The sequence below is a fragment of the Streptomyces sp. NPDC094034 genome, from assembly GCF_040303865.1.
Lineage (GTDB): Bacteria > Actinomycetota > Actinomycetes > Streptomycetales > Streptomycetaceae > Streptomyces.
In genome coordinates, this window is sequence record NZ_JBEOUD010000097.1 from 1 (window position 1) to 4,856 (window position 4,856).

Annotated in this window: 1 pseudogene; it reads right to left on the minus strand. The window is 69.6% G+C overall.

The features are described from left to right. A pseudogene (locus ABTZ59_RS36800) lies at window positions 1-4,829 on the minus strand (type I polyketide synthase); the annotation flags it as partial. Window positions 4,830-4,856 lie beyond the last annotated feature (27 nt).

Here is a 4,856-nt window from a genome sequence, read left to right on the forward strand (position 1 = left end):
CGACCAGTCACCAACACACCCTGACCAGCAGCCAACTCAACAGCCGCACCCAGCAACGGATGCCCAGCCGAACCAAGACCCGCCGCACGCACATCACTGGCGACACCGGACGGCGAACCCGCCGGCCAGAACCATTGGTGCTGGAAGGCATACGTGGGCAACTCCACCCGCCGCGCCCCCGTCCCCGCGAAGAAGCCGGTCCAGTCGACCGTCGCACCGTGCGTGTGCAGGCGAGCCAACGCGGTGAGCGCGGTCAGTTCCTCGCCCCGGTCCTTGCGGAGAATCGGGACGATCGCCGCCTCCTCCGGCGCCGTTTCCTGCGCCATGGCCGACAGCACACCGTCAGGTCCCAGCTCCAGGAAGGTGGTCACGCCCTGCTCACCGAGCGTCCGTACCCCGTCCTCGAAGCGCACGGCCTCCCGGACATGCCGTACCCAGTACTCGGCCGAGCACAGCTCCTCCACCGACGCCAGACCACCGGTCAGATTCGATACGACCGGCATGCGCGGGGCCCCGTACGACAGGCCCTCCGCCACGGCGCGGAACCCGTCCAGCATCGGGTCCATCAGCGGCGAATGGAACGCGTGCGACACCCGCAGCAAGGTGGTCTTGCGACCCTGCTCCTCCAGACGCGCCGCGACCTCCAGGACCACGTCCTCATCACCCGAGACCACCACCGACGAGGGACCGTTGACCGCGGCGATCGACACCTGGTCCTCTCGCCCGAACAGCAGCGGAAGAACCTCCTCCTCCGTCGCCCGCACCGCGACCATCGCGCCACCGGCCGGCAACGCCCCCATCAGCTTCGCCCGCGCCACCACCAGCGCGCAGGCATCCTCCAGCGAGAACACCCCCGCCACAAACGCCGCCGCGATCTCACCAATCGAATGACCAGCGACGAACTCGGGCCGCACACCCCACGACTCCACCAACCGGAACAGCGCCACCTCAATGGCGAACAACGCCGGCTGCGTGAAACCCGTGTCATTCAGCGGCCCGGCGTCCTCACCCCACATCACCTCACGCAGCGACCGCCCCAATTCGGCGTCCAGCAGCGCGAGTACGGAATCCAGTGCCTGCGCGAACACCGGGAACCGGCCATACAGCTCACGCCCCATCCCCAACCGCTGCGAACCCTGACCCGAGAACAGCACCGCCGACTTCCCGCCGACAACCGCCCCCGACACCGCCGAACGATCCACATCACCAGACGCCAGAGCGGCAAGAGCCCGCACCGCATCCGCACGGTCACCCGCCAGCACCACAGCCCGATGATCGAACACCGACCGGCCCATCACCAGCGAGAACCCGACATCCACCGGCCGCAACTCCGGCCGCGACTCCATCGACGACAACAGCTTGGCCGCCTGGCCGCGCAGCGCCTCCGGCGACTTGCCCGAGAGCACCCATGGCACCACGGCGGGCGACCCGGACTCCACCACAGAGGGCTGCGCCGGCTCGGCCGCGAACTCGGCCAGCGGCTGCTGCGGCTGTTCGAGGATGACATGCGCGTTGGTCCCGCTGATCCCGAAGGACGAGACACCCGCACGCCGTACCCGGCCGGTCTCCGGCCACTGAGTCTGCTCGGTCAGCAGTTCCACCGCGCCCGCCGACCAGTCGACATGCGACGACGGCTCGGTCACATGCAGCGTGCGCGGCAGCGTTCCGTGCCGCATCGCGAGCACCATCTTGATGACACCGGCGACACCGGCGGCGGCCTGGGTGTGACCGATGTTGGACTTCACCGAACCGAGGAGCAGCGGACGCTCCGGGTCACGATCACGGCCGTACGTCGCCAGCAGCGCCTGCGCCTCGATCGGGTCACCCAGCGTCGTACCCGTACCATGCGCCTCCACAGCGTCCACATCGTCCAGGGACAGCCCACCGCCGGCGAGCGCCTGGCGAATCACCCGCTGCTGCGAAGGGCCGTTCGGGGCCGTCAAGCCGTTCGACGCGCCGTCCTGGTTGATCGCGCTGCCACGCAGCACCGCCAGCACCTGGTGACCATTGCTCCGTGCGTCGGACAGCCGCTCAAGCACCAGCATGCCGACACCCTCCGACCAGCCCACGCCATCGGCGGACTCGGAGAACGCCTTGCACCGGCCGTCGGGCGACAGACCGCGCTGCCGGGAGAACTCCACGAAGGTGCCCGGGGTCGACATCACCGTCACACCGCCCGCGAGTGCCAGCGAGCATTCGCCGCCGCGCAGCGCCTGGGCCGCCAGATGCATCGCGACCAGCGACGACGAGCACGCCGTGTCCACCGTCACCGCCGGCCCCTCGAACCCGAAGGTGTACGAGACCCGGCCCGAGGCCACGCTTCCCGCGCTGCCCTGACCCTGATGTCCTTCGAACTGCTTGCCGTTCAGTGTGGTGCCGTAGTCGTTGTACATCACACCGGCGAATACACCGGTCGCACTGCCCATCAGCGACACCGGGTCGATCCCGGCCCGCTCGATCGCCTCCCAGGACGCTTCGAGCAGCAACCGCTGCTGCGAGTCCGTCGCCATCGCCTCGCGCGGGCTCATCCCGAAGAAGGCGGGATCGAACTCGCCCGCGTTTTCCAGGAATCCGCCCGAGCGTGTGTACGACGTGCCCGCGTGATCCGGGTCCGGGTTGAACAGCCCGTCCACGTCCCAGCCACGGTTCGTCGGGAAGCCCGAGATCGCGTCGGCGCCCTCGGTGACCAGTCGCCACAGATCCTCGGGCGAGGCCACCCCGCCCGGGTAGCGGCAGCTCATTCCGACGATCACGATCGGATCGTCGGCAACGGGCGGCAGCATCCGGACCGGGATCGTGGTCTCCGCCTCGGTGCCGAACAGTTCGTCCCCGAGATGGTCCGCGAGGGCTGTCGCGGTCGGATAGTCGAAGATCAGGGTGGCCGTCAGCCGCAGACCCGTCACCGTATTCAGCCGGTTCCGCAGCTCCACCGCTGTCAGCGAGTCGAAGCCCAACTCCCTGAACTGGGACGTGGCGTTGACGGCCGTCGCGTCGGCGTGGCCGAGTACGAGGGCGACCTGACTCCGTACGAGATCCAGGAGTGCTTCGTGCCGGGCGGACGAGGTCAGTCCGGCAAGCCGGCCGAGAAGCCCGGTAGCGGCGGCGGTGGTCGATCCGGCGACCGCGCTCCGACGGGAGCGGGAGCGGGTACGGACCAACGACTTGAGCAGCGGCGGCACTTCACTCTGTGCGCGGAGCGCGGGGAGTTCCAGCAGCACCGGCGCCACCACGGTCCGGCCGGAGGCGAGCGCCGCGTCGAAGAGCGTGAGGCCCTGCTCGACGGAGAGCGGCGGCATCCCGGAGCGGGCCAGCCGCCGCATGTCCGCCTCCGTCACCGTCCCCGTCATCCCGCCCACCTGATCCCACGGACCCCAGGCCAGCGACACACCCGGCAGACCCTCCGCCCGCCGACGCGCCACCAAAGCATCCAGGAAACAATTCGCCGCAGCGTAATTGCCCTGCCCCGCACCACCGAACACACCCGCCACCGACGAAAACACCACGAACGCCGCCAAACCAAGACCCCGCGTCAGCTCATGCAGATGCCACGCCGCGTCCACCTTCGGCCGCAGAACCCTGTCCAACCGCTCCGGCGTCAACGAACCCACCACACCGTCATCCAGCACACCGGCGGCGTGTACCACAGCGGTCAATGGGTGTTCGGACGGTACGCCGGCCAGCAGCCCGGACACGGCGGACCGGTCGGCGAGGTCACACGCGGCGACCGTGACCCGCGCGCCCTGCGCGGTCAGTTCGGCGACCAGTTCGGCGGCGCCGGGCGCGTCCGTACCGCGCCTACTGGCCAGCAGCAGATGGCGCACACCGCGCCCGGCGACGAGGTGCCGGGCCAGGACACGGCCCAGACCACCCGTACCGCCGGTGATCAGGACCGTACCCTCGTCGTTCCAGGCCTGATCCGCCTGGCTTCCGCTCTCGCCCGTGGTCACAGATACGGAAGGGGATACAGATTCGGGTACGGGTACGGGTACGCGGGTCAGTCGTCCCGCGCGAATCGTGCCATCACGGACGATCAGCTGCGGTTCGTCGGAACCGAGAGCCTTCCGCGCTTCGGACAGGGACGACAGATCGGTGTCGGTGGGGAGATCCAGCAGTCCGAAGCGACCCGGGTTCTCCGACTGCGCGGACCGGACCAGACCCCATACGGAGGCCGCCGCCAGACCGGCGACAGCATCGCCGTCCACGGACACCGCTCCCCGCGTAACGAACACCAGCCGCGACCCCGCGAACCGCTCCTCGGCCAGCCACCCCTGAACCAGGGCCAGCGACGCGGCGGTCAGCGCATGCACCGACTCCGCGACCCCAACCTCGCCCCCATCCGCGTCTTCGTTCCCGCTCCCGTCCGCATATGACGTTCCGTCAATCCCCACCAGCACGGTGGCCGCTACGGGGGACCCGCCCGCCACCGACGCCAGCAGATCGGCGTAGGTCTCGGCCGTCCCCACCGTCCCGACCTCTGCACCGAGGCCGACCAGGCCCTCGGCAAGTCCCAGCGTGTCCGCCCCGAGGACCACCACCGATCCCGGAACGTCCGCCCCGGCCACGGCCGTCACCGGCGTCCACTCCAGACCGAACAGCGCGTCACGGACGAGGTCCACCGCGGAACCGGCGCCGTTCAACTGCTCGCTCGACACGGCCCGTACGAGCAGCGAATCGACCGAAACAACCGGCTGACCGGAAACGTCGACAGCAACCACGGACATCACGTCCTTACCCACCGGCGCCAGCCGCACCCGCAACGCGGAAGCGCCCGTCGCATGCAACGACACACCCTCCCACGAGAACGGCAGACCACCACCAGCCCCAGCACCATCAACCTCACCCGCCAGCAGCGAGGC